This is a genomic window from Poseidonibacter sp., assembly GCF_041821165.1.
Classification (GTDB): domain Bacteria; phylum Campylobacterota; class Campylobacteria; order Campylobacterales; family Arcobacteraceae; genus Poseidonibacter.
Genome location: NZ_JBGUES010000203.1, coordinates 1 through 3,902 on the forward strand (window position 1 = coordinate 1; position 3,902 = coordinate 3,902).

The 3,902-nt window shown below is 25.3% G+C and carries 3 protein-coding genes; 1 reads left to right on the forward strand and 2 read right to left on the reverse strand.

Annotation, left to right across the window (positions count from 1 at the left end; translation table 11 throughout):
* Window positions 1–83 precede the first annotated feature (83 nt).
* Complete coding sequence (locus tag ACERKK_RS11920) at window positions 84–1,931, forward strand: mechanosensitive ion channel family protein (protein WP_373773298.1); 1,848 nt, start codon at window positions 84–86, stop codon at window positions 1,929–1,931.
* A 48-nt stretch (window positions 1,932–1,979) separates the two neighbouring features.
* Here the strand turns inward: ACERKK_RS11920 and ACERKK_RS11925 are convergent, their stop codons facing one another.
* Together ACERKK_RS11925 and ACERKK_RS11930 are read right to left on the reverse strand one after the other, a co-directional pair.
* A complete protein-coding gene (locus ACERKK_RS11925; RefSeq protein WP_373773299.1) occupies window positions 1,980–3,287 on the reverse strand; it encodes a methyl-accepting chemotaxis protein in 1,308 nt (435 codons plus the stop codon).
* Window positions 3,287–3,682: a PAS domain-containing protein gene (locus tag ACERKK_RS11930; RefSeq protein ID WP_373773300.1), complete on the reverse strand. Its 396-nt coding sequence runs from the start codon at window positions 3,680–3,682 to the stop codon at window positions 3,287–3,289. Before ACERKK_RS11930 ends, ACERKK_RS11925 begins: the two co-directional genes overlap by 1 nt.
* Window positions 3,683–3,902 lie beyond the last annotated feature (220 nt).

Genomic DNA, 3,902 nt, shown 5'->3' on the forward strand with positions numbered 1-3,902 from the left:
TTATTTATTGAGTTTATGTAATAATAGCAAATTATTATTTATATGTGTTTATTATACATATAAAAACCTAGCGTGGAGCAACAATGTTACTTAAATATCTTTTTATACTTATAATCCCAATATTTCTATTTTCCCAAGAAGTTCAAGAAAAGCAAACTCCTTTAATAAAAAAAGAGAGTGTAGTTGATGAACAAAACAATGCTGAATCAGAACAAATAATTTTACAAAATAAATTAATAGATGATGTGCTTAATAAAATCAATACTGAATATTATTTAAATGAAGAGTTTGATTTAGATGAGTACAAAGAAGATTTTAATTTACTTACAAATAAAATCAATGCAAATAAAAGACAAAATAATATCTTAGCAATAAAAAGAGATGAATTAAAACTTATAGCTTTAAAAGAGAATAAAAGATATCAAGAAACTTTAAAACAAATAGTTATTGCAAAAAAAGAGTATAAAGATAAACAATACTTTATAAATTTACTTGATAAAAATATTAGTGCAATTAATAAAATAAATATTTCAAAATATACTCCAATTTACAATAGCGAATTGACAAATAAAAATCATATTTCAAGTGCATTTGTGCAAAATTATCTTGATTTAACAAATCAAATAAATAGTGAACTTTTTATTTTAGAATATCTAAAAACAAATATTGCAAAATATAGAAATACAAACTTTTTTATTGATGAATTCAATCTACAATACTTTGTAAACAAAATTGATTCTATATCTGGAATATCATTTGTTTCAAGTCTTACTTCTTATCACTTAAAATTTTCAGTAGGTGAGGCTGTAGTTGTATTATTAATTATTCTTATTTTTAGACTTCTAAATACAAAAGTTATTGCAGTGGTTGCAAACTTAGTGTCTAGAGTTTTTGTAAAAGAATCAAATGAAGATAGTGATTTAATAAAAGAGTATTTAAGAATGTCATTGGATTCTCCATTGATATTTGCTTTATATACTTTATCAATTCAAATTTCTATTTATATTTTAGTTCAAAGAACAGATATTATTTTAAAAATAATGCCATGGATTAATACTATTTATATTGGATTATTAACTTGGGCCTTGTATTCGATATTAAATAATAGTATAAATATTTATGCTCATAGTTTGCTTGACAAATATCCAAATGTAAGAAAAGAAATAATTTCATTTGTATTAAAGATAATTAAATTTATTTTAGTTCTTCTTGTAATTTTATTTTTATTCTCACAACTAGGAATTGATATAAAAGCAATAGCAGCTTCTCTTGGAGTTGGTGGTATTGCCATAGCTTTAGCATCTAAAGATACCTTAGCTAACTTCTTTGGTTCATTAAATATTATGACTGATAACTCTTTTTCTCAAGGTGATTGGATTAAAACAACAAGTATTGAAGGAACAGTTGTAGATATTAGAATGAGAACTACTAGAATTAGGACTTTTGATAATGCAATGATTACAATTCCAAATTCACAACTAGCAAATGACCATATTATGAACTGGTCAAAAAGAAAGATTGGTAGAAGAATAAAGATGAATATTGGAGTTACTTACGAAAGTAAAATGGAAGATATTGTAAATCTAAAAACTGATATTGAATCAATGTTAAAAGATCATCCTTTAATAGCATCTGAAAAAAACTCACAGATTGCTAGAAGTAGAGGTTTTGAGGCTATTAAAAAAGAGGATTTACAAGGTGTAAAAAGAACTTTATTAGTTTATATTGATAGTTTTAATTCTTCATCAATTGATATTTTAGTTTATTGTTTTTCAAGAAGTCCAAACTGGGAAGATTGGCTTCATACAAAAGAAGATGTATTAATTCAAATTGCACAATTAGTTGAAAAAAACAACTGTGAATTTGCATATCCAACACAAGCTATTTTAATAAAAAATGATAATGAAATTGCTTCAATGAGTAATTTATAAAATAGTAGAATAAAAAATAGGGTATTAAAAAAATACTCTATTTCTTAGTTATTCAAAGTCAAATCTTCTTTCTTCTCCATTATACTTATTACGAGAGTCTTTTTTTCTGATTTTTATATTTTCTTTTCCAATAAATTGAGCTTCTGTAATTGCTTCAACAACTTGATTTGCTATATTATTACTTTGAGTTGAGGTATGTCTTACATTATCTGCAATTTGTGCATTTTCTTGAGTAAATCTATCGATTTGTGAAACTGCATCATTTATTTGTTTAATACCAAGTTCTTGTTCTTTCGAAGAGTTTTCAACTTTACTAATTAATTCAATTGTATTAGAAATATCTTCATTAAGAACATTATACTCATTAAACATTTTTTCAGATGTAGTTAATCCTTCAACTGTTTTTCTTGTAAGATTAGTCATTAACTCTTCGATTTGTTTTGCAGCTTCTGCTGATTTATTTGCTAAGTTTCTTACTTCTCCTGCAACAACAGCAAAACCTTTTCCTGCTTCACCAGCAGTTGCAGCTTCTACTGCTGCATTTAGTGATAAGATATTTGTTTGAAATGCAATTTGTGAAATAATACCAATAGCTTCAACTGCTTCTTTTGTAGCAGATGAAATATCTTCCATTGATGTACGAGTTTGATTTACTAGCTCAATTCCTGATTTAGCTGATTCTTTAACCTTTACACCTAATCCTGACATTTCATTTGTTGTAATTCTATTTTGTGTAATTGTTGCAGTAATCTCTTCAATTGAAGCAGCAGTTTCTTCAATAGTTGAGGCTTGAATCATTGTAGAATCAGCTAATTTTTTTGATTCTTCTTTTAATAGTTCTGATTCTTCTTTTAAAACTAATCCTTGACGATAGTTTCTAGCAAGATTATTTGTTACTTTATTTTTTAGTGAATTAATTCCAATTAATAGATTTTTTAATTCTCCACCTCTAAAAGCATCTTCATTTATAGATTGTAAATAGTTTTGGTTTTCATACTCTTTTAGTCTTTGTGTTACTTCTCTTAATGCATTATCAAGTTTTGTAGACATACTATTAATTGTTTTACTAATATAGTTGATTTTTGCATCACTAGATTTTTCTGTGATTTCATCATCTGTAAATCCATCAGATAGTTTTTCACAAACTAGCATTATTTCACCAAATACTTTTATATCTTGTGTTTTTTGATCTTTTATATATTGAGCTAAATTAACTATTTTATCTTCAATTTTTTTTAATTTTTTTGTTGATTCTTCTGGAATATCAAAACTATTTATATCACTTTTTATATATGAATCAAACTGATCAATAAATGATACTAATAAATCTACATCTTTTTTATTTGATAAAAACATTAGTGCTCCTGCTGTAATAATTGTTTATATAAGATTTCTGCATTTTTGATTTCTTCTTCAGTTGGTTTTATTCTAACTGAAATAAATCTTTTTTCACCATTCTTCTTTGTTACAGGATATGCAGTTGCATTTACCCAATAATATTTTCCATCTTTTGTAGTATTTTTAACAATTCCATTCCAAGTTTTATTTTCTTGTATTGTTTTCCATAAGTCAGCAAAAGCAGCTTTTGGCATATCTCTATGTCTTACCATATTGTGAGGTTTTCCAATTAGTTCATCTTTTGAGTATCCTGAAATTCTACAAAAGTCACTATTTGCGTAAAGTATTCTACCTTTTGTATCTGTTTCTGATACAATCATTGTGCTAGAATCTAGTTTTACCTCATTACTCATATACTAATCCCTTTGAATTATCTTTTATTTTAGTTTGAGGATTCTATCATCTTAAGTTAGAAAATCTATAAATTATGACCTTTTTATTATAGTTTCTATTTATTTAATTACAAATAGTAGCTTTTTATTAGTTGTTTTACATATATTACCATGGTGAAGAAGATATTGATTCTTGATTAGTTTGCATTTTTTTTGTTAAAGATTGAGTTTGTTTTTTTTC